Here is a 24,013-nt window from a genome sequence, read left to right as displayed (position 1 = left end):
GTGTGAGACGGCGCTGCGGCAAGGTTGCGGGGTCCGGCACGTCGCCTGAACGGCATCGTCCGGCCGATCTGGGGAAAGCCATGGGCATCATCGTTCGCCGGGCGCCGGCGCGTTCGAAATCCGTTCGTCCCGCGCGGTGGGGCGCCGCCGTGCTGCTCGGCGCCACGCTCATGGGCGCGCTTCCCGCCCATGCCCAGCAAGGACCAATCCCCGTGGGTGTGGTCGCCGCCGAGCTGAAGCCCGTCGCCGACGCCATGGAATTCGTCGGCCGCGTGGAGGCGCCCGAGCGGGTGGACATCCGCGCCCGGGTGAAGGCCATGCTGGAGGCCGTCCTGTTCAAGGACGGCGAGACGGTGAAGGAGGGCCAGCCCCTCTACCGCATCGAGAAGCCGCCCTTCCAGGCCGACGTGCAGCAGGCGGAAGGCGACGTGGAGCGGGCCAAGGCCGCCCTGACCCTCGCCAAGATCCAGCGCGAGCGGGCCGAGGAACTGCTCGCCAAGAATGCCGGCACGGCGGTCGCCCGCGACCAGGCGATCGCCAACGAGGAGAGCGCCAAGGGCGCGCTGCTCACCGCCGAGGCGGCGCTGAACACGGCGAAGCTCAATCTCGGCTACACCGACATCGTCTCCCCCATCACCGGCCGCATCGGCCGCACCGCCTTCACCCGCGGCCACATCATCGGCCCGGACAGCGGCCCGCTCGCCACGGTGGTGAGCCAGAACCCCATGTACGTCACCTTCCCGGTGAGCCAGCGCGACTATCAGGAAGCGCAGAAGGACGAGGGCAAGGTGGACCTCTCCAACGTGGAGGTGCGCATCAAGTTTCCCGATGGCACCTTCTATGGCGAGGTGGGGCGCATCAACTTCATCGACGTCTCGGTGAGCCGCACCACGGACACCGTGGTGATGCGCGCCGACGTGCCCAACCCCAAGGGCCAGCTGGTGGACGGGCAACTGGTGCGGGTGGAGCTGAAGTCCGGCAAGCCGGAGGAGCGCATCGTCATCCCGCAGGCGGCGCTCATCGCCGATCAGGCCGGCGTCTATGTCTTCGTGGTGGAGGACGGCAAGGCGGTGGTGCGGCGCGTGAAGCCGGGCGGCAACGTCGGCAGCAACATCATCGTGGAGGGCATCAAGGCCGGCGAGCCGGTGATCGTGGACGGCTTCGAGGCGCTACGCCCCGGCGCCCCCGTGCGCGCGACCCCCGTCGTCGGCCTGAAGGGCTGAGCCCATGTTCTCCTCCGTCTTCGTCGACCGCCCGCGGCTCGCCATCGTCATCGCCATCGTCACGGTGATCGCCGGCCTGCTCTCCCTCTTCGCGATCCCCGTGTCGCAATATCCCGACATCATCCCGCCGCAGGTGTCGGTGACCACCTTCTATCCCGGCGCCTCCGCCGAGGTGGTGGATTCCACCGTCGCCCAGCCCATCGAGGCGCAGGTGGTGGGCGTGGACAAGCTCATCTACATGAAGAGCGTGTCCGGCGACGACGGGTCCTACACGCTGACCGGCTCGTTCGAGCTGGGCACCGACCCGGACATCAACACCGTCAACATGAACAACCGGGTGCAGGTCGCGCTCTCCAAGCTGCCGGAGGACGTGAAGCGCCAGGGCGTGACGGTGAAGAAGAAGTCGTCGGCGCTGCTCGGCGTGCTGGCGATCTATTCGCCCAAGAAGACCTGGGATCCGCTCTATATTTCCAACTACGTCACCATCAACATCCTCGACGAGTTGAAGTCCATCCCCGGCGTCGGCGACGCGGCCCTGTGGGGTCCGCAGGACTATGCCATGCGCGCCTGGGTGAAGACCGACCGCCTCACCGGCCTCGGCCTCACCGCCGAGGACGTGGTGAACGCCATCCGCTCGCAGAACATCCAGGCCGCCGTGGGCCGCCTCGGCGCGCGGCCGGTGGCGGACGACCAGCAATTGCAGCTGAACCTGCGCACCAAGGGCCGGCTCTCCAGCATCGCGGAATTCGAGAACATCGTCCTGCGCACCAATGACGACGGCTCGGTGCTGCGCCTCGGCGACGTGGCGCGCCTCGAACTCGGCGCCTCGAACCTCGACCGCGAGACCCTGTTCAACGGCGGCCCCTCGGCGGTGCTGGCGCTCTACCAGTCGCCCGGCGCCAACGCCATCACCACCATCGGCGCCATCCGCGCCCGCATGGACGAACTGGCCAAGGCTTTCCCGGACGATCTCGCCTGGAAGGTCACCTACGACCCCACCGTGTTCGTCACCGACACCATCCACGAGGTGCAGAAGACGCTCATCGAGGCCTTCATCCTCGTGGTGCTGGTGGTCTACCTCTTCCTCGGCTCGTTCCGCGCCACCCTCATCCCGACGCTGGCGGTGCCGGTGAGCCTGATTGGCACCTTCATCGTGCTGAACGCCATCGGCTATTCGGCCAACACCGTGTCGCTGCTCGCCATCGTGCTGGCCATCGGCATCGTGGTGGACGACGCCATCGTGGTGGTGGAGAACGTCGAGCGCGTGATGGAGGAGCATCCCGAGCTCTCCCCCGCCGACGCCACCAAGAAGGCCATGGCGGAGATCACCGCCCCCATCATCGCCATCACCTTGGTGCTGCTCTCCGTGTTCGTGCCGGTGGCCTTCATCCCCGGCATCTCGGGCGAACTGTTCCGCCAGTTCGCCATCACGGTGGCGGTGGCCATGTTCCTTTCGGCCATCAACGCGCTCACCCTCTCGCCGGCGCTGTGCGGCATCCTGCTGAAGCCCTCCCACGGGCCGAAGAAGGGGCCCATCGGCTACGTCATGCGCGGCATCGACAAGGTGCGCGACACCTACGGCGCGGTGGTGGCGCGGCTCGTGCGCTTCTCGCTCATCGGCCTCGTCTGCGTGTTCGTGGCCTCGGGCGGCATCTTCGCTCTGTCGAAGCTCACCCCCACGGGCTTCCTCCCCGAGGACGACCAGGGCGCCTTCTTCGTCGTGGTGCAGTTGCCCGGCGGCGCCTCGGTGGGGCGCACCACGGAGGTGATCCGCAAGGCCGAGGCCATCCTGAAGGAAGAGCACACGGTGGAGGACTACACCTCCGTCATCGGCCTCAACTTCATCGACAATTACTCCCAGCCCAACGCCGCCTTCATCGTCGTCACCATGAAGCCGTTCGAGGAGCGCAAGGGCAAGGACGAGAGCGCCAACGCGGTGCTCGCGCGCCTCGGGGCGAAGATGCGGATGATCCCCGGCGGAACGGTGGTGCCGCTGGGCCCGCCGCCCATCGTCGGCCTCGGCACCGGCGGCGGCTTCTCCTTCGTGCTGCAGGATCTGCGCGCGGGCGATCCCAAGGTGCTGGCGCAGGTGCTGCGCGGCCTGCTGATTGCCGCCAACCAGGACCCGCAGCTCACCCGCGTGTTCTCCACCTATTCCGCCACCAACCCCTCGCTCCAGCTCGACATCGACCGCGACAAGGCGCAGGTGCTGGGCGTGCCGCTCGACAGCGTGTTCACCGCGCTCCAGACCTCGCTGGGCGGCCTCTATGTGAACGACATGAACCTCTACGGCCGCACCTGGCAGGTGCAGGTGCAGGCGGAGGGCGAGGACCGCAAGGACGTGGAGGACATCTACCGCATCCATGTCCGCAACAACAAAGGCGAGATGATCCCGCTCCGGTCCATCGTGGAGGTGCGGGTGGAGGTCGGCCCGCCGGCCCTCATCCGCTACAACAACAAGCGCGCGGTGACCGTGCAGGGCACGCCGGCCCCCGGCGTCTCCTCCGGACAGGCCCTCGCCGCCATGGACGCGGTGGCAGCGAAGACCCTGCCGCAGGGCTTCTCCGGCGCGTGGACCGACACCTCGTTCCAGGAGAAACGGGCGGAGGGCAAGACGGGCACCATCCTCGCCTTCGCCGTGCTGTTCGCCTTCCTGTTCCTGGTGGCGCTCTATGAAAGCTGGTCCATCCCGGTGCCGGTGCTGCTCTCCGTCACGGTGGGCATGCTCGGCGCCTATGCGGCCATCGTCATCGGGCAACTCACCCTCGACCTCTACGGGCAGATCGGCATGATCGTGCTCATCGGCCTTGCGGCGAAGAACGGCATCCTCATCGTCGAGTTCGCCAAGGAGCGGCGCGAGCATGGGGAGGACCTGCTCCAGGCCGCCACCGAGGGCTCGCGGCTCCGGTTCCGGCCGGTGATGATGACGTCGCTCGCCTTCATCCTCGGCCTCTACCCGCTGGTGGTTGCCACCGGCGCGGCGCAGATGGCGCGGCAGAACGTGGGCACGCCGGTGTTCGGCGGCATGATCGCCGCCTCCTTCCTTGGCATCTTCGTCATCCCGCCGCTCTACGTGCTGTTCCAGGGCCTGCGCGAGAAGCTGCGCCCCGGTGCCCGGCCGAAGGTTGCGGCGCCGCCGGCGCCGGAGGCGGGAGCCGGCAGCGGGCACTGAGGGGTTTCCTTCAAAGGCGCCGTCATGCCCCGGCGCGTCCGGGGCATCCACCGGGCCGAAAGAGGGCTTCATGGGCCGAGGTCCCGGCCCGGCCACACCGTGGATCGCCCGGACCAGCCGGGCGATGACGGCGGATGGGGCCGTCCCGCCCCAACCTCGGGCGGAGCCGTTCTTGATTTGGCACCCCGGCGAACCCATACTGGCGGCATTGCCATAGCCAGTGGATTTCAGCCATGCCCTTGAAGGAAGAGGATATTCAGCCCGGAAAGTGCTACAAGACGAAGGGCATCGAAAATTACAAGGTCATCTCCATGACCCGCGGCATCGTCACCTACCAGACGTGGACCTCGCCGCTGCGCATCAACGTAGGGGTGAAGCAGTTCGCCGACGCGGTGTACAAGGAAGTGCCCTGCCCCAAGTAGGGCGCCGCCGGGGTGCGTTGACGCATACGTCAGGAATGTTGCATTGCGGCATCGACGCCGCTCGCCGGTAGCGGTATAGCTGGAAACTCCCCGTGAGAACGTTTCCCGTGCTGTCCGCCGTCATCGCAACGCACAATTCCGAGCGCCGGCTCGTGCCGGTCCTGTCCGCGCTCGTCCAGGGCGTGACGGCGGGCGTGCTCAGCGACGTGACGCTGGCGGATTCCGGCTCCACCGATGGCACCGCGACCATCGCGGATGCCGCCGGCTGCAACTTCTTCAAGGGCGCGCAGGACATCGGCCTCCGGCTGAAGCAGGGCGCCGCGCAGGGCCGGGGCTCCTGGCTCCTCTTCCTCACCGACGGCTCCATGCTGGAGGAAGGCTGGCCGCGCGAGGTGCTGGCCTTCATCGAGACCGCCCAAAGGCGCGGGCAGGCGGACCGGCTCGCCGCCACCTTCCGCCTCGCCGTGGACGGCTACGGCCTGCGCCCGCGCATCGGGGAAGCCATGGCCGCCGCGCGCCTCGCCGTCATCGGCCTGCCGGTGCCGGGCCAGGGGCTGCTCATTTCCCGCCGATACTACGACCGGCTCGGTGGCCACCCTCAAGGCCCCAAGGCGGAACGCCGCCTCGTCGCGCGCATCGGCCGGCGCCGCATTCATGTGCTGCGCCCCCGCGTGCTGCTGCCCGAGACGGGCAAGGTGGCCGAGTCCGCCCCGGCCGCCTGATCTCACTCCAGAAAGCTGAAGCCCATGGTGCGGGCGTGGTAGTGCAGCCCGCCGTCCTGCACGATGAGGAACAGCGCCCGCGCGTTGCCCTCGTTGTGGTGCGAGTGGGGGGCGCCGGGCGGCGTCACCAGGGTCGCCCATTGCGACCACGGGCAGCGGGCGCCGTCCACCATGGAGTGGCAGTTTTCGCCCTGGAGCACGAGGGTGATGGCCGCCGAATTGTGCCGGTGCGCCCGCTGGTGCTCGCCGGGCGGCAGCGTGTTCAGCGAGAGCGTCAGGCTCGGCAGGATGTTGCGCGCCGCCGCCTGCGGCTCGGACGAGAAGATGAGGGCGATGCCCGAGGTCTCCCCGTTCTGGGCGTGGTCGTAGATGATGTCGATCTGCCGGGCGATCTCGGCGGCGGGATAATGCACCACCGCCACAGGGCGGCGTGCCTCGTCCGGCGGCAGGTCGCCGTTCAAGGCGAGCTGCGGCTCGTTGGACACCACCCACAGCACCAGCTTTTCCGCCCCGGCCGTGATGCGCACCGGCGAGCCCGGCAGCAGGAACACGTCGCCCGGCGCGACGGCAAGGCTGTCGCCGAGGCAGTCCACCTGCCCCCGTCCCGCGATCACGTACCAGATGGAGCCGGTCGCGCGCAGGTCGGCCGTGAAGCGCCCGCCGGCCTCTACCACGGCGTAGCGCGCCAGCATCAGAGGCGTGGTGGCGGGGAAGCCGCAGGTGAGCGCGTCCGACTGGTCGCAGGGGATGAAGCCGGTGGATGTCCCCTCCGCCAGCGCGCGCGCCGGCTCGTCCGTGAACAGGCGGCTCGGCACCGGCGGCAGCTTGATGTTGAAGGCGTTGCCGGAATTGAAATAGCGCGCCCGCGCCTCGGCCGGGCTTCTCGGCGTGGCGGGATGCTGGGCCGGCAGGTCGGCCATATCGGGTTTCTGAAGCACGGCGGCGGGCTGGCTCATGATGCGGTCTCCTCGCGGACCAGCTCGCCCAGCACGTCGGCCAGCACCTGCGTGCCGGCGGCGATGTGGGCGGGCTCGGCGAATTCATGCTCGGCGTGGGACACGCCATCGCGGCAGGGAATGAAGATCATGGCGCTGGGGCACACCTTGGCGAGGTGGCGCGCATCGTGCCCGGCGGCGGAGAGGATGGGCATGGCCGGAATGGCGTGACGCTCGGCGGCGGCCGCTATCTTCGCCATCAGGCCCGCGTCAAAGCCGTTGGGCGGCGCATCCACGAGGCGGGTGAGGGCGAGACGACAGGGTGCCGCCTCCTCCGCGCAGATGGCCCCGAAGCGGGCGCCCAAGAGGTCCAGCGCCGCGCCGTCGGGATGGCGCAGGTCCACCCGGAAGGTGACGCGGGCGGGCACCACGGAGGGGGCGTTGGGCTCCATCACGAGCCGGCCGATGGTGAACATGACCTGTTCGTCGTGACCGCCGACCTCCGGATAGAGCCGGTGCGCCATGCGGGCGAAGGCGGCGAGCGCATCGCGGCGCTCCGCCATGGCCAGCGTGCCGGCATGGCCGGGCGCGCCTTCGACGACGACTTCCCACGTCTTCTTGCCCTGGATGCCGGTGACGACACCCACCACCTTCTCCCGCGCCTCCAGCACCGGCCCCTGCTCGATATGCAGTTCCAGATAGGCGGCGACGGGAAAGCCGAGCGGTCGGCGCGGCAGGTCCGGGAAGGCGGCATGCAACGCATCGAGCGCGGTTGCGACGCTCACGCCCTCCGCATCGGTCACGGCGCGGATCTCGGCGAGGGCGCGCACGCCGGCGAAGGCTTCCGAGCCCATCATGCCGGGGGCGAAGCGGGAGCCCTCCTCGTTCATCCAGGCGACCACGGTGAGATCGCGGCGGGGCGTCACGCCCGCGCGCTTCAGCGCCACCACCGCCTCCAGCGCCGCCATCACCCCGGCCGCCCCGTCATATTTGCCGCCGGTGGGCTGGGTGTCGATATGGCTGCCGGCGAGCACCGGCGGCAGGGCACGGTCGGCGCCGGGCCAGGTGAGGAAGAGGCTGCCGGCATCATCGCACGCCGCCTCCAGCCCCTCCGCTTCAGCCCATGTCAGGATGAGTCGCCACGCCGCGATCTCGCCATCGGTGAGCGCCTGCCGGTCCACCCCGCCCTGCGGCAGCGCACCGATTTCGGCGAGCCGCATCAGGCGGGCCATGAGGCGGTCGGGGGAGATGGCGGGCGTGCTCATCATCGCCTCACGCGGTGCGCATGATCTGGCCGGGGATGGCGCGCGGATCGCGCGGCAGCCACTTGCCGGCTTCCACCTGCGCGATGAACTCGGCGAGCTGGGCGTTGAACAGCGCCGGCTCCTCCAGGTTCAGCGTGTGCCCGGCCTTGGGGAAGACGCTGAGGCCGCAGGCGGGGATCACCTTCTTGAGGTAGATCCCCGGCTGGAGGCAGTGGTCGTCCTCGTCGCCCACCATCACGAGGGTGGGGACCATCATCTGCTTCAGCCCCTCTTCCAGATCCCAGAAGGAGGGGCGGCGCGCCTGCACGCCGCGCATGGTGAGGGCCGCGCCGATGTCCGAATGGGTGGCGAGGCGGTCGGCGAATTCGCGCCAGCCGCGCGGGTCCTTCACCTCGAACTGCACGCGGCTCGCGCCCAGCGCGTAGATCTTGGAGAATTCCTTCGCACCGATCTTTTCGAAGTTTTCCGCCACGGCCAGCGACACGCCGCGGAAGTATTCCTCATGCTCTTTCTCGCAGCCGTATCCCGCCCCCGCGACGGTGAGCGAGAGCGCGCGCTCCGGCGTGCGCAGGCCGAAATGGACGGTGCAGAAGCCGCCCATGGAGAGGCCGACGATATGCGCCTTCTCGATGCCGAGGCCATCCAGCACCGCCACCGCATCATCCGCCGCGATGGCCTGCGAATAGGCCTCCACGTCGGTCGGGATGTCGGAAGGCGCATAGCCGCGCGCGGCGTAGGTGATGCAGCGGTGGCGGCGGGCGAAGAACCGCATCTGCGGCTCCCAGCTCATGTGATTGCCGCCGAATTCGTGGATGAAGAGGATGGGCGTGCCCTGTCCCGCCTCTTCCACGTGGAGCTTCACGCCGTCCTTGGCGGAGATTTTGTGGGTGGCGGTGAGGTCTTGGTAGGTCATGGCAATAGTCCCTTTGGAGGGCAGGCGTTCTGATTTCTCGCTGTCATCCCCCGGCTTGTCCGGGGGATCCACCGCGCCGTCGGCGCGCTGTCCGAAACATCGTCCCGGCCGTTCCGTGGATGCCCCGGACAAGCCGGGGCATGACGGCGCTTGAAAATTACCGTCAGAACTGCGCCGGCACGTCGTTGAGCGTGCGGGCCTCGGCGACCAGCGCCGGCAGCAGCTCGACAAAGCGGTCGGCCCACTCCTCGGGCACCGAGGTGGAGACCTTGATGAAGCGGTCGCCGAAGCGGGCGGTGTGGTAGGTGCCCTGGCGGATCATGAGATCCTTGCGGCGGGCCGCCTCCACCAGCGCCTCGGGGCGGATGCCGGCGGCCTGCGTCTCAATCACCAGGAAGTTGCCGTGGGAGGGATAGACCGGGATGCTGAGCCCCTCGATGGCCAGCGCCGCATCGTGGATCTTCGCCTTGTTGGCGCGGTCGATGCGGCGCACCGTCTGCATCCATTCCGGCTTCACCTTGAGGCCGGCTTCCGCCGCGCGCTGGGCGATGACGCTCGCCCCGAGCACGGAGGTGGTGCGGGCGGAGCAGGCGTCCAGCAGCGCGGGCGCGCCCACCAGCGCGCCGATGCGCATGCCGGCGAGGCCCAGCCACTTGGAGAAGGAGAGCGACACCAGCGCGCGGTCCGGCGCCGCCAGCAGCGCGGGATAATGGCCATCGGCGAAATCGCGATAGGTGCAATCGTGCACCAAGAGCGCGCCGCAATCCTTGGCGATCTCGCAGAACGCCTCGATCTCCTCGCGGGTGTAGCGGATACCGAGGGGATTGTTGGGGTCTACCAGATAGATGATGGCGGTGCGCTCATCCACGTTGGCCTTCAGCGCCTCGGGGGTGAGCTTGTAGTTCACGGCGGGATCGTAGATCGGGATTTCGATCACCTCGGCGCCCATCTGGGCGGCGAACAGGCACGGCCACTTCCAGGTGGGATCGGTGGTGACGAAGGTGGTGCCCGGCCGGCAGTGGGCGCGGCACACGAGGGCCAGCGCATTCACCCCGCCCTCGGTGATGAGGGCTTCCGCGCCCGGCGTGCCGAGGTCGTCCACGATGGCGGCGCGCAGCGCCTCGAAGCCCAGCGGGGGCGCATAGGCATTGTATTCCTGCGCGCGGATGGAGGCGATCATGGCCTCCTCGACGGCGGGATGGGCGGCGATGTGGTTGGTGTTCTGCCCCATCCACATGAGGCCGGGGGTGGAGAAGAGGGTGTCGAAATAGCGGTTGCGCAGCCGGGCGGAGGACATGAAGGCGGTTTCCTCGAAGGGGAGGCCGGCGCGCCGTTGCGGCGGCGCCGGCGAACGGGTGCGTCAGATGACCGAGCCGCGGGCGGAGATGCCGCCGTCGATGGTCACATTGGTGCCGGTGATGTAGCCGGCGCGCGGCGAGGCGAGGAAGGCGACGAGATCGGCCACCTCTTCCGCCGTGGCGGGGCGCTTGCCGGGATACTTGTCGAACAGTTCCTCCCAGCGCTCCTCGGCGCCGAGCATGTCGATGGCCTTGCGCTTCATGATCTTGAGCATGCGGTCGGTGGCGACCGGGCCGGGGTTCACGCCCACCACGCGCACGCCGTCATTGAGGCTCGCGCCGCCCAGCGCCTTGGTGAAGCTCATGAGCGCGGCATTGCCGGTGGAGCCGGCGATGTAGCTCGCATCCCAGTTCTCGCCCGAATTGCCGATGACATTGACGATGACGCCGTCCTTGCCGCGCATGCGGGAATAATAGGCGCGCGAGAGGGTGATGTAGCCGAAGACCTTGAGGTCGAAGCCGCGCCGCCAGGCGGCATCGTCCACCACGTCCAGCGAGCCGGCGGGGATGTCGCCGGCATTGTTGACGAGGATGTCCACGTCGCCCACGTCGGCCGCGAGCTTCTCCATGGCTTCCGTGGAGCCGAGGTCCACCGGATAGATGCTGACCTTGACGCCGTAAGCGGCCTCGATCTCGGCCTTGGCCTGGGCCAGCGCCTCGCCGTTGCGGGCGGCGAGATGGAGATGGCAGCCCTCAGCTGCGAACACGCGGGCCGTGGCGAGGCCGATGCCCTTGGACGCGCCGGTGATGAGGGCGGTCTTGTCGGTGAGGTCGAGCTTCAAGTTTGCATCTCCGATGGGCAGGTGGCGCCGAAGGGGTCGCCAAATTGGATATACAAACTCTAGCAATATGCATACCAAGAAATTCAGAAACCGCCGGCTGCGCCCTCACCCGTAGGCGGCGAGAAAGTCCAGCAGGTCGTCCCCCAGGAGGTTCACATGGTCCCGCATGGCGCGCTGGGCGGCCTCGTCGTCATGCACGCGGATGGCCGCGATAACCTCACCATGTTCCTTCAACGTCTTGGGAATCCGGCTCGGGCGGTGGGTCACGCGGCGGCGATAGGCGGCCACCTGATTGCGCAGGCGGCGGGTCTGGTCGGCGAGGAAGCCGTTTGAGGAGGCCTCATAGACGGCCTCGTGAAACTCCTGGTTCACATCATAAAAGAGATCGATGTCGCCTGACGCGCTAACCTCTTCCAGCCGCTTGTGAATCGCCCCGATGCGACTGAGCTGCGCGGGATTCGCCCGCCGGGCCGCGAGGCGCGCGCACAGGCCTTCCAGTTCCGCCATCACCTGAAACATCTCGATGAGGATCTGCGCGGAAATGGTGCGCACCACCGCGCCCTGTCGCCCCCGCAATTCCACCAGATGACTTGCCGCCAGAAGCCGGAACGCCTCGCGCACAGGCGTACGGGACACGCCATATTGCTCGGCCAGTTCCTGCTCATCCAGCTTCGAGCCGGGCTCCAGCCGGCCGGAGGAAATATCCGCCTCCAGCGCCCGGCGGATGCGATCGGCCAGGGTCTCGCCCGGCACGCTGGAGCGCCCGTTCTGGTCAAGGGGCAGGCAGGTGCTGCCTTCTTGTGCACTCATGATAGCCATTTGCATTCTCAAAATTGCAGTTCAGTATACATCAACGCGACCGCGGCATCCATTCAGAGGGCTTCGGAAGGCGCTACGTTCCGTTACCTTCACTGGTTGACGCCCGGCGCGCCGTCCATAGAGTGTCCTTGCAAGAAGTGTGGCATGTCGATTGCTAGCAGGGAAGGCATGACCACCGTCCTTTCGCATGCGCCAACCGGCGCTCATTATACAAAGAAGAAAGAGGCAGGCTTGCCGGCTTCCCCAAACAGGCCCGGCGCGGCCGTCCTCGCCGCCGACGCGGCGGGTGCCCCCGACGCCGCGCAGATTCTCTCCCTCACCGGCGTCACCAAGACGTTCGGGGCCACCCGCGCCCTCGACGGATTCACGGCGACCATCGAGAAGGGCGAGTTCGTCACCGTGGTCGGCCCCTCCGGCTGCGGAAAGAGCACGCTCTTCAACATCGTCGCCGGCCTCGAGGAGCCGGACCCCGGCTGCGCCATGCGCTTCGAGGGCAAGAGCGTGATCGCCGCCGACCTGCTCGGCCGCGTCTCCTTCATGCCCCAGCGCGACCTGCTGCTGCCGTGGCGCACGGTGATCGACAACGCGATCCTCGCGCTGGAGGTGGAAGGCGCCCCCCGCAAGGAGGCCCGCGCCCTCGCGGAAAAGATGCTGCCGGAGTTCGGCCTCACCGGCTTCGGCCAGCAGTATCCGCACCAGCTCTCCGGCGGCATGCGCCAGCGCGTGGCGCTGATGCGCACCTTCCTGTTCAAGCGCGACCTGATGCTGCTGGACGAGCCGTTCGGCGCGCTGGACGCCCTTACCCGCACCATGATGCAGCGCTGGCTGCTGGACGTGTGGCAAAAGCACCAGCGCACCATCCTCTTCATCACCCACGACGTGGACGAGGCCCTCTTCCTCGGCGACCGCGTGCTGGTGATGAGCGCCCGTCCGGGCAAGGTGAAGCTGGAGCAGAAGGTGGACCTGCCTCGCCCGCGCCCGGCGGAGATCGTCATCTCCCCCGAATTCATCCGCCTGAAGCGCACGCTGCTGGAGGCGATCGAGGAGGAAGCCATGAAGTCCTTCACCGCGGAGGGCAAATGATGGCCGCTCAAGTGATGGCTGCTCTTGCTGAAAAGCCGGCCTCCATGGAGGCCTCCGAGTGGGAGGCGCGTGTCGCCCTCGCCGCCTGCTATCGCATGGTGGCGAAGCTCGGCATGGACGATCTCATCTACAACCACATCTCCATGCGCGTGCCGGGGCATGAGGAGCAGTTCCTGCTCAACCCCTATGGCCTGCTGTTCGACGAGATCACCGCATCGAGCCTGGTGAAGATCGACATCGACGGCCGCAAGATCGACAACACGCCCTACGAGATCAATCTCGCCGCCTTCGTCATCCATGCGGCGATCCACAAGACCGGCTCGGACGCCGCCTGCGTGCTGCATACCCATTCGGATGCGAGCGTCGCCGTCTCGGGGCAGGAACAGGGGCTGCTGCCGCTCTCCCAGTTCGCCATGCGCTTCTACGACCGGCAGGCTTTCCATGATTACGAGGGCGTCGCCATCGACATGGACGAGCAGGCCCGCCTCGTCGCGGACCTCGGCCCGCACAAGGTGATGCTGATGCGCAACCACGGCATCCTCACCGTGGGCCGCACGCCGGGCGAAGCCTTCATGCTGCTCTATTATTTCGAGCGCGCCGCGCGCATCCAGCTCGCCATGCAGGCGGCCTGCGCCTCCGGCGTGAAGCTGGTGATGCCGCCCCACGAGGTGTGCGAGAAGGCCGCGCGCCAGTTCTGGGAGATGCAGGGCGACATCCTCGTTCCCGGCGAGCGCGAATGGCCCGCCCTCATGCGCCAGCTCGACCGCGCCGATCCGAGCTACCGGAGCTGAGCGGGATGGCGCTCTTTCCCCCTTGCTGCGTCATCCCCCGCCTCGTGCGGGGGATCCACCCCGTCGCATGTCCGGTGCTGGAAGCCCTGACCCCAGCCCGGCCGCACCGTGGATCCCCCGCACAAGGCGGGATGACGAGCGGAGAGTGTCGAACCACCCTTACCCAGACACAACACCAACAACACACCCTTCCAGCGGAGACCACCTGATGATCCCTCGCCGTACCTTCCTCTCCACCCTCGCGGCCGGCGCCGCGCTGCTCTCCACCGCCATGGGCGCGCTCCCCGCGCTCGCGGCTGATCCCGTGCCCGCGACGCTGCGCCTGAAGTGGCTGCCGCAGGCCCAGTTCGCCGGCTTCTACGTCGCCGTCGCCAAGGGCTACTACAAGGCCGAGGGCATCGACCTCACCATCAATCCGGGCGGCCCGAACATCCTCGCCGAGAACCTCGTCGCCACCGGCGCCGACACCTTCGGCCTCTCGGGCGGCCTCGACAGCGTGTTCGCCGCCCGCGACAAGGGCCTGCCGGTGGTGTGCGTAGGCATCTCCCACCAGATGACGCCCTTCGTCTTCGTGGCGCGCGCCGACGGCCCCATCAAGTCGATCCAGGATTTCAAGGGCAAGAAGGTCACCACCTGGTTCACCGGTGCGAACCATGTGCTCAAGGCGATGCTGACCAAGAACGGCATCGACCCCGCGCTGGTGGACATCCAGCCCCAGCAGGTGAGCGTCACGCCGTTCGTGGACGGGCAGGTCGATGTCATCACCGCCACCCGCTACAACGAGTACTACACGATCAAGACCCGCATGGGCGAAGAGAAGCTCCGCACCTTCGTGGCGGAAGATTCCGGCATCACCTTCCCGCGTGACACGCTGATCGTCTCCGAGCAGACCGCCAAGGAGAAGCCGGAGCTGGTGAAGGGCTTCCTGCGCGCCTCCATCAAGGGCTGGAAGGACGCGTTCGCCGATCCCAAGGGCGCGGTGGACACCATCATGAAGGCGGCCCCGACCCTCGACCGCGCCCACCAGGAATTCATGCTCGCCGAAGCCGCCAAGCTGATGCTCGCCGGCAAGGTGAAGGAGAACGGCCTGTTCTGGATCGACATGGACGCGGTGAAGATCACCCAGCAGCTCTTCCTCGACGCCAAGGTCATCGCCAAGCCCGTCGATCTCGACGTCACCTTCAACCGCTCCTTCCTCGAAGCCATCCCGGTGGCGGACCGCCGTCCGTGAGCGCGGCAACCTTCAAGTCCCCGGCCGCGCGGCCGGGGACCGCCCCCTGGCTCACGGCGCTGCTGCGCGCCGTGCGCGGGCTCGCCATCCTCCTCGCCGTGCTGGCCGCGGTGGAAGCGCTCGTCATCCTTCTCAACGTGAAGCCCTGGTACGTGCCGCGGCCGACGCTGGTGCTGAACGCCATCCTCGCCACGCCGGCCCCCTATGTGCAGGGCTTCCTGCGCACCCTCACCGAAACGCTGATGGGCTTCGCCTCGGGCGCCATCGTCGGCGTCGGCATCGCCATCGTCTTCTTCCGCGCGCGGGTGCTGCGCGAACTGATCTTCCCGGTGTTCGTGGTCTCGCAGACGATTCCCGTCATCGCCTTCGGCGCGCTGGTGGTGCTGTGGTTCGGCAACACGCTCATCGCCAAGGCCGCCATCTCCTTCTACCTCACCTTCTTCCCGGTGACGGTGAATGCCCTGCTGGGCCTTGAAAGCGTCGATCCGCGCCAGGAGGCGCTGATGCGCTCCTTCGGCGCCAGCCGGTTCCAGATCCTCACCCGGCTCCAGCTTCCGGCGGCGCTGCCGCAGATCTTCGTGGCGCTGCGCCTCGCCTCCGCCCTCTCCCTGGTGGGGGCCATCGTCGGCGAATGGTTCGGCGACACGGTGGGCCTCGGCGTGCTGCTGCTGCAGGGCATGTACAACGAGAACGTGGTCGCCATCTGGGCCGCCATCGCCATGTGCGCGCTGCTCGGCACCGGCTTCTATGCCGTGGTCGCGGCGGCCGAGCGCGCCCTCGTGTTCTGGGGGGCCGAGCAATGAGCGCGCCCCAATCCTCCCGCGCCATCCAGCGCGGCGCCCTCGGCATGGTGCTGCTGGTCCTCGCCTGGGAAGGCATCGCCCGCGGCTTCAACCTGCCGGCCTATACGCTGCCCTCGGTCAGCGCCATTCTCGGCAGCATCTACGACCACAGGTCGACGCTGTTCCTCGCCGGCGCCTACACCTTCGCCGAGGCGCTGTCCGGCTACGTCATCGGCGCCGCCATCGGCATCGCTCTGGCGGTGGTCATCACCCTCATCCCGATGACGCGCAACGCCATCGTGCCGGTGGCGACCTCCATCAATTCGGTGCCGGTGGTGGCGTGGTCGCCGCTGATCCTTTTGTGGTTCGGCATCGGCATGCCGTCGAAGATCGTGATGGTGGCGCTCGCCGTCTCCTTCACCGTCTTCCTCTCGGCCCTCGCCGGCCTCGACCGGGTGGACCGCCGCTCCGTGGACCTGATGCGCTCGTTCGGCGCCGGGCGGCTTTCCATCCTGTTCCGCCTGCGCCTTCCCACCGCGCTGCCCTTGATTGCGGCGGGCCTGCGCGTCTCCACCGTGCGCGCGGTCATCGTCGCCATCGTCACCGAGATGCTGGGCGCCTACGACGGCCTCGGCTGGGTGATCTACCAGGCGGTGCTGCAGGTGGATTTCGTGAAGGTCTGGTCGGCCATCTTCATCGCCTCGGCCGCCAGCCTCGCCTTCTTCGGCCTTGTCGGCGTCGTCGAGCGGCGTCTGGTTTTCTGGAAGTAGAGACATGACCCGCAAGATGCATTTCGGCCTGTTCCTGCTGGGAACGGGGAGCCACATTGCCGGCTGGCGCGTGCCGGGGGCGGTGAACACCTTCGAGGATATCGAGGCGGTACGACGCATCGCGGCCACCGCCGAGCGCGGGCTGTTCGACCTCATCTTCATGGGCGACAACCTCAACGCCGACCCCGCAGCGCACCCCTCCTACACCGCCCGCCTCGAACCGCTGACGCTGCTCTCCGCCATCGCCGGCGCGACGACGCACATCGGCCTCGGCGGCACGGTCTCCACCACCTATAGCGACCCCTACACGGTCGCCCGCGCCTTCGCCTCGCTGGATCACATCTCCGGCGGGCGCGCGGTGTGGAACGCGGTGACCACCGCCGCCCCGGCCGCCGCCGCGAACTTTGGCACGCTCCATCCCGACCATTCCAAGCGCTACGAGATCGCCGGCGAGTTCCTCGACGTGGTGAAGGGCCTGTGGGACTGCTGGGCGGACGACGCCATCGTCGCCAACCGCGAGACCGGCCTCTACATCGACCCCGCAAAGGTGAAGGCGCTCGACCATGAGGGCGAGTTCTTCAAGGTGAAGGGGCCGCTCAACATCTCCCGCGCGCCGCAGGGGCACCCCATCATCTCGCAGGCCGGCGGCTCCGAGCCCGGCCAGCAACTCGCCGCCCGCACGGCGGACATCGTGTTCGCCGTGGTGCAGGACATGGCGGAGGCGCAGGCCGGCTACAAGTCGCTGAAGGACCGCCTGCCCGCCTTCGGCCGCAGGCCGGAGGATGTGACCGTGCTGCCCGGCGTGATGCCGGTGGTGGGCCGCACGGCGCAGGAGGCGCGGGAGAAGCTCGCCGAGCTGATGCGCTTCGTGGACGCGAAGAATGCGCTCGGCATGCTCTCCGAGCGCTTCGGCACGGACATGAGCGCCTACGACCTCGACGGCCCCATCCCGGACCTGCCCGAGGCCGACACCTACAAGTCCTTCACCGGCGTCATGCTGGCCAAGGCGAAGCGCGAGGGCGGGACGCTGCGCGACGTCTACAACATGGTCGCCGCCGCGCGCGGCCACTGGGTGCTGGTGGGCTCGGCGGAAGAAGTCGCCGACACGCTCCAGCTCTGGTTCGAGAGCGGCGCGGCGGACGGCTTCAACGTGATGCCGCCCTATTTCCCCGGCGCGTTCGACGATTTCGTCGATCTGGTCATCCCGATCCTCCAGCAGCGCGGCCTGTTCCGCACCGAATACGAGGGGCCGACGCTGCGGCACCTTCTGGGGCTGGAGCGGCCGGCCAACCCGAACTTCTGAGCCGGCCGGGCGCGGGCCTTTCCTTCCGGCGGACGATGGGCGAAACAGGAGACGGGTCGGGCGCGTTTGCCGCGCGCCCGTCGCCGCCCTGAAAGGTTGTCATGCCCCCCGAAAGATGGTTCCCGAGCATGCTGCGGCCGGGCGGCGCCGGGCCGAAGGTCCTCGCCATCGTGTTCTGCCTCGTCATCACGGTGCTGTCGCTGCTGCCGGGTCAGGAGCGGCCGCACACGGGGTTCTCCGGCAATATCGAGCATGTCGTGGCCTATGCGGGCACGGTGGGCGTCACCGCATACGCCTTCCTGTCGCCGGGCATCGCGGTGCTGACGCTCGGCTTCTCCGCCGCGTCCGCGGTGTTCGAGATCTGCCAGCTGTTCATCCCGGGCCGCTCGTCCGGCCTCGACAACTGGATCGCCAGCACGCTGGGCGCGCTGGTGGGCGCCACTGCGGCGCGCCACCTGCTGCTCCCGCTGGTCGCGCGGTGGATCCGCCGCGCCTGAGGCCGCCCGTCACTGCCCGAAGGGGTGGTGCAGCTTGTCGAGCGCCGTCGCGCCGATGGCCTCGATCTGGAACTGGACGGGGACCTTGCCCGCCTTCTCGAAGGTGAGGGTCGCGTCCAGCATCTCCGCCTCCTTCAGCGGCTCCTTCAGATCGAAGAAGACGATGCGGCTGGCGCTCGGCTCCAAAAGGAGCGTGGCGCCGGGGGCGATTTCCAGCCCCTCGCGCACGGGCACGAGGCGCATGAGCCCGTCCTTCATGCCCATCTGCTGAACCTCCACGCGCTTGGCGAAAGATGCCGTCGCGGAGAGGAGGCGGTCGGCGGTCGTCCCGCCATTGTGGATGGCCATGAAGCCGGCGCCGCGATCCGCGCCATGGGTCGTGGCCCGCGCCCACGGATGGTCGATGAGCAGGTCTCCGACCTTGTATTCGTGCGCAAGGATGTGCTGGGCGGAAAGCACAAGCAGGCAAAGGGCGAACAGCGTCGCCGCGAGGATCTCCTCGCCATGGAGACGGGCGAACGGGCGATGGCCTGGCGCGCTGCGCCGGAAGAGACGATGGATCATGGGGGCTCCCTGTGATGCGGTCGGCCCGCGCGGGCCGTGCGTCTGGATATCGGCCGAAGCCGCGGACGCCTCAGGCCGGGGGAGCCCGGGCCGGCGGAGGGGAGCGCTCCGCAGGCCGGTGGATGACAGCCGCGCCGCCCGCCCACGGGGCCAGCGCCGCGTGGCTTTCCGGCCGCCGAGATGCCGGCGCCGGACCGCCGGCATCGCAGGGGAGGAGGTCGCCGTCGCTGTCTTCGTTCGCGGGCACCCCAAGGACGGCCGCCGCGTCGGCTGAAGATGGCGGCGCGCCTGTGAACGCAGGGCCGCCAACGCTGTCCGCCATAACGCTCCCGGCCATGGCACTGCTTACCATCCCGGCGAGCAGCAATTGCAGCGCCAGGATGCAGATACTCAGGAAGGCCATCGTCGCGCGGGCGGCGGGACGCGGGGCGGCCATGACGGATGCCTCGTGCGCGGGATTCGCGCTCCGACCCTGCCACCGGGACGCGCCGACGCAAAGCGGCAAATGAAGCGGCACGGCGAAGCACCGCGGGCAGCGCCCGGTGCGCCTTGACGGGGATGGCAACGGCTCTAAAAGATATATTATATCATTTAGACGCGATACCTTCCGTCCCTGCCGTTCCGGAGCCTGCCCATGACCGCTGCCGACCCCGCCGCCCGCCCCGATCCGCGCCTGCCCGCCACCGTGCTTTCCGGCTTCCTCGGGGCGGGAAAGACAACGCTGCTCAATCACATCCTCGCCAACCGCGAGGGGCTGCGCGTGGCCGTCATCGTCAACGACATGAGCGAGGTGAACATCGACGCCGAGCTGGTGCGTTCCGGCGGGGCCAATCTCTCCCACACCGAGGAGAGACTGGTGGAGATGACCAACGGCTGCATCTGCTGCACGCTGCGCGACGATCTCCTCACCGAGGTGCGCCGCCTCGCCCAGGACGGGCGGTTCGACTATCTCCTCATCGAATCCACCGGCATCGCCGAGCCCTTGCCGGTGGCCGCCACCTTCGATTTCCGCGACGAGGACGGCCGGTCCCTCTCCGACGTGGCGCGGCTCGACACCATGGTGACGGTGGTGGACGCGGCGAACCTGCTCAAGGATTTCGGCTCCCGCGACTTCCTGCGCGACCGGGGCGAGGTGGCGGGCGAGGAGGACCAGCGCACGCTGGTGGACCTCCTCACCGACCAGATCGAGTTCGCCGACATCATCATCCTCAACAAGGTGTCGAGCGTGGATGAGGAGCGGCTGAGGAGCGTGCGCGGGGTGGTCAAATCGCTCAATCCCGATGCGCGGCTGATCGAGACCGACTACGCCCGCGTGCCGCTCGGCGAGGTGCTGGGCACCGGGCGCTTCGATTTCGAGAAGGCCAGCACCCATCCCGTCTGGTTCAAGGAGCTGAACGGCTTCAAGGACCACGTGCCGGAGACGCAGGAATATGGCGTGTCGAGCTTCGTCTATCGCGCCCGCCGGCCGTTCCATCCCGAGCGCTTCCAGGCCTTCCTGGCGCGGACCTGGCCGGGGCTGGTGCGGGCGAAGGGCCTGTTCTGGCTGGCGACGCGGCCGAAGCGCGTGGGCGAGATGAGCCTTGCCGGCTCGATCTGCCAGACCGGCACCGCCGGGCGCTGGTGGGCGAGCGTGCCGAAGGAGCACTGGCCGACCCAGCCGGACTGGCGCTCGTGGCTGCGCTCCCACTGGGTGCCGGGCTATGGCGACCGGCGGCAGGAACTGGTGTTCATTGGCATGGGGCTGGACGAGGGCGCCATGCGCGCGGCCCTCGACGCCTGCCTCGTCGGCCCGGCCGACCCCAAGAGGTTCGACGCCAGCGCCTTCAAGAATTTGCCGGACCCCTTCCCCAATTGGGAGGCGGTGCCGGCCTGAGCCGAACGAAGAGGGAGGGGCGCGCGGCCCCTCCCTTTGGCCTCACTTCATGGTGGGCATCACGAACTCGGCGCCGGCGCGGATGCCGGTGGGCCAGCGGGTGGTGATGGTCTTCAGCCGCGTGTAGAAGCGCACGCCCTCCGGTCCGTGCATGTGGTGATCGCCGAACAGCGAGGCCTTCCAGCCGCCGAAGGAGTGAAACGCCATGGGCACCGGGATCGGCACGTTGATGCCGACCATGCCCACCTTGATGCGGTGCGCGAACTCACGGGCGGCATCGCCGTCGCGGGTGAAGATGGCCGTGCCGTTGCCGAACTCGTGGGTGTTGATGAGGTCGGCGGCGGTGTCATAGCTGTCGGCGCGCACCACGGAGAGGACGGGTCCGAAGATCTCCTCCTTGTAGATGCGCATGTCCGGCGTCACGTGGTCGAACAGGGTGCCGCCGATGTAATAGCCGTCCTCATAGCCCTGGAGCTTGAGGCCACGGCCGTCCACCACCAGCTTCGCGCCTTCCGCGACGCCCTGGTCCACATAGCCGGACACCTTGTCGAGGTGCTGCTTGGTGACCAGCGGACCCATCTCGGACTCGGGGTCCGTGCCGGGGCCGACCTTGAGCGCGCGCACCCGCGGCTCCAGTTTCGCCATCAGCGCCTCGGCGGTGGCCTCGCCGACCGGCACGGCCACGGAGATGGCCATGCAACGCTCGCCGGCCGAGCCATAGGCGGCGCCCATCAGGGCGTCCACGGCCTGGTCCATGTCCGCGTCGGGCATGACGATCATGTGGTTCTTGGCGCCGCCCAGCGCCTGGCAGCGCTTTCCGGTGCGCGCGGCGGTCTCGTAGATGTAGCGGGCGATGGGGGTGGAGCCCACGAAGCTCACCGCCTGGATGTCCGGATCGTCGAGCAAAGCGTCAACGGCGGTCTTGTCGCCGTGGATGACGGTGAACACGCCGTCCGGCAGGCCGGCTTCCTTCAGCCACTCGGCGAGCAGGAGCGAGGCGGAGGGATCGCGCTCGGACGGCTTCAGGATGAAGCAATTGCCGCAGGCCAGCGCCACCGGGAACATCCACATGGGCACCATGGCCGGGAAGTTGAACGGCGTGATGCCGGCGACCACGCCGAGGGGCTGGCGCACCGCGTGGCTGTCGATGCGGGTGCCCACGTCCTCGGTGATCTCGCCCTTCAGGAGCTGCGGGGCGGCGGTGGCGAACTCCACCACCTCCATGCCGCGCTGCACTTCGCCCTTGGCGTCGGAGAACACCTTGCCGTGCTCGGCGCTGACCACCTCGGCAATCTGGTCCACCCGCTCTTCCAGAATGCGCAGGAAGGCGTTGAGGATGCGCGCGCGGCGCAGCGGTGTGGTGGCGGCCCAGCCGGGGGCGGCCTTGTTGGCGATCTCCACCGCCGCGCGCACTTCGGCGGCGGACGCGAGCGGAACCTCGCCGGTCTGCGCGCCGGTGGCGGGATTGTAAACCGGCGCCGTGCGGCCGCTGGTGCCGGCGACGAGCTTGCCGCCGATGAAGTGGGAAATCTCGTTGGGCATGATGCGCCTCCCGTTTGAATTGCCTCCGTGATGGCGCTTCAAACGGCGCGCAGCAACGCCATTGTCCGAGCATCTGTTGTGCGGATATTATAGCCCATGGACATCGCCCTCGATTGGGATCACCTGCGCGTCTTCCTCGCCGTCGCCCGGCGCGGGCAATTGCTCGCCGCCGCCAAGCACCTCGCGCTGAACCACGCCACCATCGCCCGCCGGCTGGATGCGCTGGAGGCGGCGCTGGGCAGCCCTTTGTTCGACCGCCGCCCCACTGGCTGCGTCCTCACCCAGGCGGGCGAGCGGCTGCTGCCGGCGGCGGAGCGGGTGGAGGCGGAGATGCTGGGCATCGCCGAGCGCTTCCGCAAGGAAGAGGCCGAGGTCTCCGGCACCGTGCGCATCGGCGCGCCGGACGGCCTCGGCAATTATTTCCTCGCCGCCGAGCTGGGGCGGCTCGCTCTGCTCCATCCCCATCTGGTGGTGGAGCTGGTGCCGCTGCCGCGCACCTTCTCCCTCTCCCGGCGCGAGGCGGACCTCGCCATCGTGCTGGACCGGCCCACCGAGGGCCGCCTCACCGTCTCGCGCCTCACCGACTACACGCTGGGCGCCTATGCCGCCACGAGCTACATCGCGGCTTTCGGTACACCGGAGAGCGAGGCGGATCTGGCCGGCCGGCGGGTGGTGACGGGGGTGGAAGACCTCGCCTATGCCTCGGCGCTGGATTATTCCGGCGTGCTGGAGAAGCACGGCGGCCAGCCCTTCCGCTGCGCCAGCGTCACCGGCCAGATGGAGGCGGTGCGCGCGGGCGCCGGCATCGGCGTCCTGCACGATTTCGCCGCCGCTTATTATGGCAATGCGCTGGTGCGCATCCTGCCGCGAATCGCCTTCCGCCGGAGCTACTTCCTGCTCGCCCATCCCGACACGGTGGAGGTGCGCCGCATCGCCACCGTGCGCGCCTTCCTCGCCCGCCGCTTCCGCGAGGAGCGCGCCCGCTTCATCTGCGAATGAACGCCGTCCGGTCCGCCCGCACCACCGCCGTGATGGTGTCCAGCACCGCCCGCACCCGGGCGAGGTGGCTGAGATCGTCATGCACGGAGAGCCAATAGCTGCGGGTGAGGCGCACCTGTTCGTCCAGCAGCGGCACGAGCGTGCCATGGGGCGCCGCGAGGAAGGCGGGCAGCACGCCGATGGCCGCGCCGGAGAGCACCGCATTCACCTGAGCGATGACGCTGGTGGAGCGGATGACCGGCTTCAACTCCACCCCCGGCCCCAGTTGCGAGAAGTCGAGGGCGCGGGTGAAGAGCAGTTCCGGGATGTAGCCGGCGAGCACGTGGCCCTTGAGATCATCCGGCGTCGCCGGCCGCCCGCGCCGGTCGAGATAGGCCTGCGTGCCGTAGAGCTGCAGCGTGTAGTCGGTGAGCTTGCGCACCCTGACCTGCCCGGCGATGGGCCGGTCCAAAGTGATGGCGATGTCCACCTCCCGGCTCGCCAGCGAATAGGACCGTGGCAGGGCCACCAGCTCCGTCTCCAGCTTCGGATTGTCGGCGGAGAGGACGGCGAGCCGCGCCGCCAGATAGCCCACCCCCAGCCCCTCCGGCGCGCCCACGCGCACCCGCCCGGTGGGCTGGCGCTCGCCCTCGCCCAGACCGGTGATCTTGCGCAGCACGAGGGATTCCATCTCCTCCGCCGCCTGCGCCAGCTTCTGCCCCTCCTCGGTGATGAGGGTGCGCCGCCCCGCGCGGGTCACGAGGGGCGCGCCCACCGCCGCCTCCAGCCGCGCGACGCGCCGGCCCACCGTGGTATCGTCCAGCCCCAGCGCCCGCCCGGCGCCGGCCATGCGCCCGGTGCGGACGAGCTGGAGGAAGATGCGCAGGTCGTCCCAATCCATGATGCGGTGAAGTCCCTGCGCCTGTTGAGACGATTCCTGCATAATTGCAGGATGGATCGGAAACTATCGTTCTTGCGTGCAGAAATC

The 24,013-nt window shown here is 68.6% G+C and carries 22 protein-coding genes; 13 read left to right on the top strand and 9 right to left on the bottom strand.

Annotation, left to right across the window (positions count from 1 at the left end):
* Nucleotides 1–170: 170 nt before the first annotated feature.
* From V5F63_RS04090 to V5F63_RS04075, 4 genes are all read left to right on the top strand, one after another.
* Complete coding sequence (locus tag V5F63_RS04090) at nt 171–1,223, top strand: efflux RND transporter periplasmic adaptor subunit (RefSeq protein ID WP_394030441.1); 1,053 nt, start codon at nt 171–173, stop codon at nt 1,221–1,223.
* Nucleotides 1,224–1,227: 4 nt separating this feature from the next.
* Complete coding sequence (locus tag V5F63_RS04085) at nt 1,228–4,395, top strand: efflux RND transporter permease subunit (protein WP_394101659.1); 3,168 nt, start codon at nt 1,228–1,230, stop codon at nt 4,393–4,395.
* A 233-nt stretch (nt 4,396–4,628) separates the two neighbouring features.
* Complete coding sequence (locus V5F63_RS04080; RefSeq protein ID WP_209487827.1) at nt 4,629–4,817, top strand: hypothetical protein; 189 nt, start codon at nt 4,629–4,631, stop codon at nt 4,815–4,817.
* 92 nt (nt 4,818–4,909) lie between these two features.
* Nucleotides 4,910–5,539: a glycosyltransferase gene (locus tag V5F63_RS04075; RefSeq protein WP_394101658.1), complete on the top strand. Its 630-nt coding sequence runs from the start codon at nt 4,910–4,912 to the stop codon at nt 5,537–5,539.
* A 2-nt stretch (nt 5,540–5,541) separates the two neighbouring features.
* On the opposite strand, the gene V5F63_RS04070 is transcribed toward V5F63_RS04075, so the two are convergent.
* From V5F63_RS04070 to V5F63_RS04045, 6 genes are all read right to left on the bottom strand, one after another.
* Nucleotides 5,542–6,495 (bottom strand): cupin domain-containing protein, encoded by a 954-nt coding sequence (locus V5F63_RS04070; protein WP_394101657.1) that lies wholly within the window; start codon nt 6,493–6,495, stop codon nt 5,542–5,544.
* Nucleotides 6,492–7,739, bottom strand: a complete 1,248-nt coding sequence (locus tag V5F63_RS04065) for a Zn-dependent hydrolase (protein ID WP_394101656.1) — start codon at nt 7,737–7,739, stop codon at nt 6,492–6,494. The genes V5F63_RS04070 and V5F63_RS04065 overlap by 4 nt, the downstream gene beginning before the upstream one ends.
* A 7-nt stretch (nt 7,740–7,746) precedes the next feature.
* A complete protein-coding gene (locus tag V5F63_RS04060) occupies nt 7,747–8,652 on the bottom strand; it encodes an alpha/beta fold hydrolase (protein WP_209487824.1) in 906 nt (301 codons plus the stop codon).
* Nucleotides 8,653–8,815: 163 nt separating this feature from the next.
* Nucleotides 8,816–9,949 (bottom strand): pyridoxal phosphate-dependent aminotransferase, encoded by a 1,134-nt coding sequence (locus V5F63_RS04055; protein WP_394030302.1) that lies wholly within the window; start codon nt 9,947–9,949, stop codon nt 8,816–8,818.
* Between the two features lie 63 nt (nt 9,950–10,012).
* A complete protein-coding gene (locus tag V5F63_RS04050) occupies nt 10,013–10,792 on the bottom strand; it encodes an SDR family oxidoreductase (protein ID WP_394101655.1) in 780 nt (259 codons plus the stop codon).
* A 105-nt stretch (nt 10,793–10,897) separates the two neighbouring features.
* Nucleotides 10,898–11,602 (bottom strand): GntR family transcriptional regulator, encoded by a 705-nt coding sequence (locus V5F63_RS04045; protein ID WP_394101654.1) that lies wholly within the window; start codon nt 11,600–11,602, stop codon nt 10,898–10,900.
* Between the two features lie 240 nt (nt 11,603–11,842).
* Between V5F63_RS04045 and V5F63_RS04040 the strand changes: the two genes are divergently transcribed.
* From V5F63_RS04040 to V5F63_RS04010, 7 genes are all read left to right on the top strand, one after another.
* Nucleotides 11,843–12,694: an ABC transporter ATP-binding protein gene (locus V5F63_RS04040; RefSeq protein ID WP_245327359.1), complete on the top strand. Its 852-nt coding sequence runs from the start codon at nt 11,843–11,845 to the stop codon at nt 12,692–12,694.
* Entirely contained in the window at nt 12,691–13,485 is a 795-nt protein-coding gene (locus V5F63_RS04035; RefSeq protein WP_394101653.1) for a class II aldolase/adducin family protein, read from the top strand. Before V5F63_RS04040 ends, V5F63_RS04035 begins: the two co-directional genes overlap by 4 nt.
* 208 nt (nt 13,486–13,693) lie before the next feature.
* Complete coding sequence (locus V5F63_RS04030; RefSeq protein WP_209487819.1) at nt 13,694–14,716, top strand: ABC transporter substrate-binding protein; 1,023 nt, start codon at nt 13,694–13,696, stop codon at nt 14,714–14,716.
* Complete coding sequence (locus V5F63_RS04025) at nt 14,713–15,519, top strand: ABC transporter permease (protein WP_209487818.1); 807 nt, start codon at nt 14,713–14,715, stop codon at nt 15,517–15,519. The genes V5F63_RS04030 and V5F63_RS04025 overlap by 4 nt, the downstream gene beginning before the upstream one ends.
* Nucleotides 15,516–16,268 carry an ABC transporter permease gene (locus V5F63_RS04020; protein WP_394101652.1) on the top strand — a complete coding sequence of 251 codons (753 nt, stop codon included), beginning with the start codon at nt 15,516–15,518 and terminating at the stop codon, nt 16,266–16,268. Before V5F63_RS04025 ends, V5F63_RS04020 begins: the two co-directional genes overlap by 4 nt.
* A 4-nt stretch (nt 16,269–16,272) precedes the next feature.
* Nucleotides 16,273–17,571 carry an LLM class flavin-dependent oxidoreductase gene (locus V5F63_RS04015; protein ID WP_394101651.1) on the top strand — a complete coding sequence of 433 codons (1,299 nt, stop codon included), beginning with the start codon at nt 16,273–16,275 and terminating at the stop codon, nt 17,569–17,571.
* A 101-nt stretch (nt 17,572–17,672) separates the two neighbouring features.
* Nucleotides 17,673–18,068: a VanZ family protein gene (locus V5F63_RS04010; RefSeq protein ID WP_394030293.1), complete on the top strand. Its 396-nt coding sequence runs from the start codon at nt 17,673–17,675 to the stop codon at nt 18,066–18,068.
* Between the two features lie 9 nt (nt 18,069–18,077).
* On the opposite strand, the gene V5F63_RS04005 is transcribed toward V5F63_RS04010, so the two are convergent.
* A complete protein-coding gene (locus tag V5F63_RS04005) occupies nt 18,078–18,632 on the bottom strand; it encodes a copper chaperone PCu(A)C (RefSeq protein ID WP_394101650.1) in 555 nt (184 codons plus the stop codon).
* A gap of 634 nt (nt 18,633–19,266) precedes the next feature.
* Between V5F63_RS04005 and zigA the strand changes: the two genes are divergently transcribed.
* A complete protein-coding gene (gene zigA / locus V5F63_RS04000; protein WP_394030290.1) occupies nt 19,267–20,505 on the top strand; it encodes a zinc metallochaperone GTPase ZigA in 1,239 nt (412 codons plus the stop codon).
* A gap of 42 nt (nt 20,506–20,547) precedes the next feature.
* Here zigA and V5F63_RS03995 read toward each other — a convergent pair whose 3' ends face one another.
* Nucleotides 20,548–22,047, bottom strand: a complete 1,500-nt coding sequence (locus V5F63_RS03995) for a CoA-acylating methylmalonate-semialdehyde dehydrogenase (protein ID WP_394101649.1) — start codon at nt 22,045–22,047, stop codon at nt 20,548–20,550.
* 96 nt (nt 22,048–22,143) lie between these two features.
* Between V5F63_RS03995 and V5F63_RS03990 the strand changes: the two genes are divergently transcribed.
* Nucleotides 22,144–23,046, top strand: a complete 903-nt coding sequence (locus V5F63_RS03990; RefSeq protein ID WP_209487811.1) for a LysR family transcriptional regulator — start codon at nt 22,144–22,146, stop codon at nt 23,044–23,046.
* Here the strand turns inward: V5F63_RS03990 and V5F63_RS03985 are convergent.
* Entirely contained in the window at nt 23,033–23,926 is an 894-nt protein-coding gene (locus V5F63_RS03985) for a LysR family transcriptional regulator (protein WP_394101648.1), read from the bottom strand. The genes V5F63_RS03990 and V5F63_RS03985 overlap by 14 nt on opposite strands.
* Nucleotides 23,927–24,013: the final 87 nt, after the last annotated feature.

This window comes from Xanthobacter wiegelii, assembly GCF_043193855.2.
GTDB lineage: Bacteria > Pseudomonadota > Alphaproteobacteria > Rhizobiales > Xanthobacteraceae > Xanthobacter > Xanthobacter flavus_A.
The sequence above is the reverse complement of the archived record's forward strand: the minus strand, read 5'-3'. Positions and strand labels throughout refer to the sequence as shown.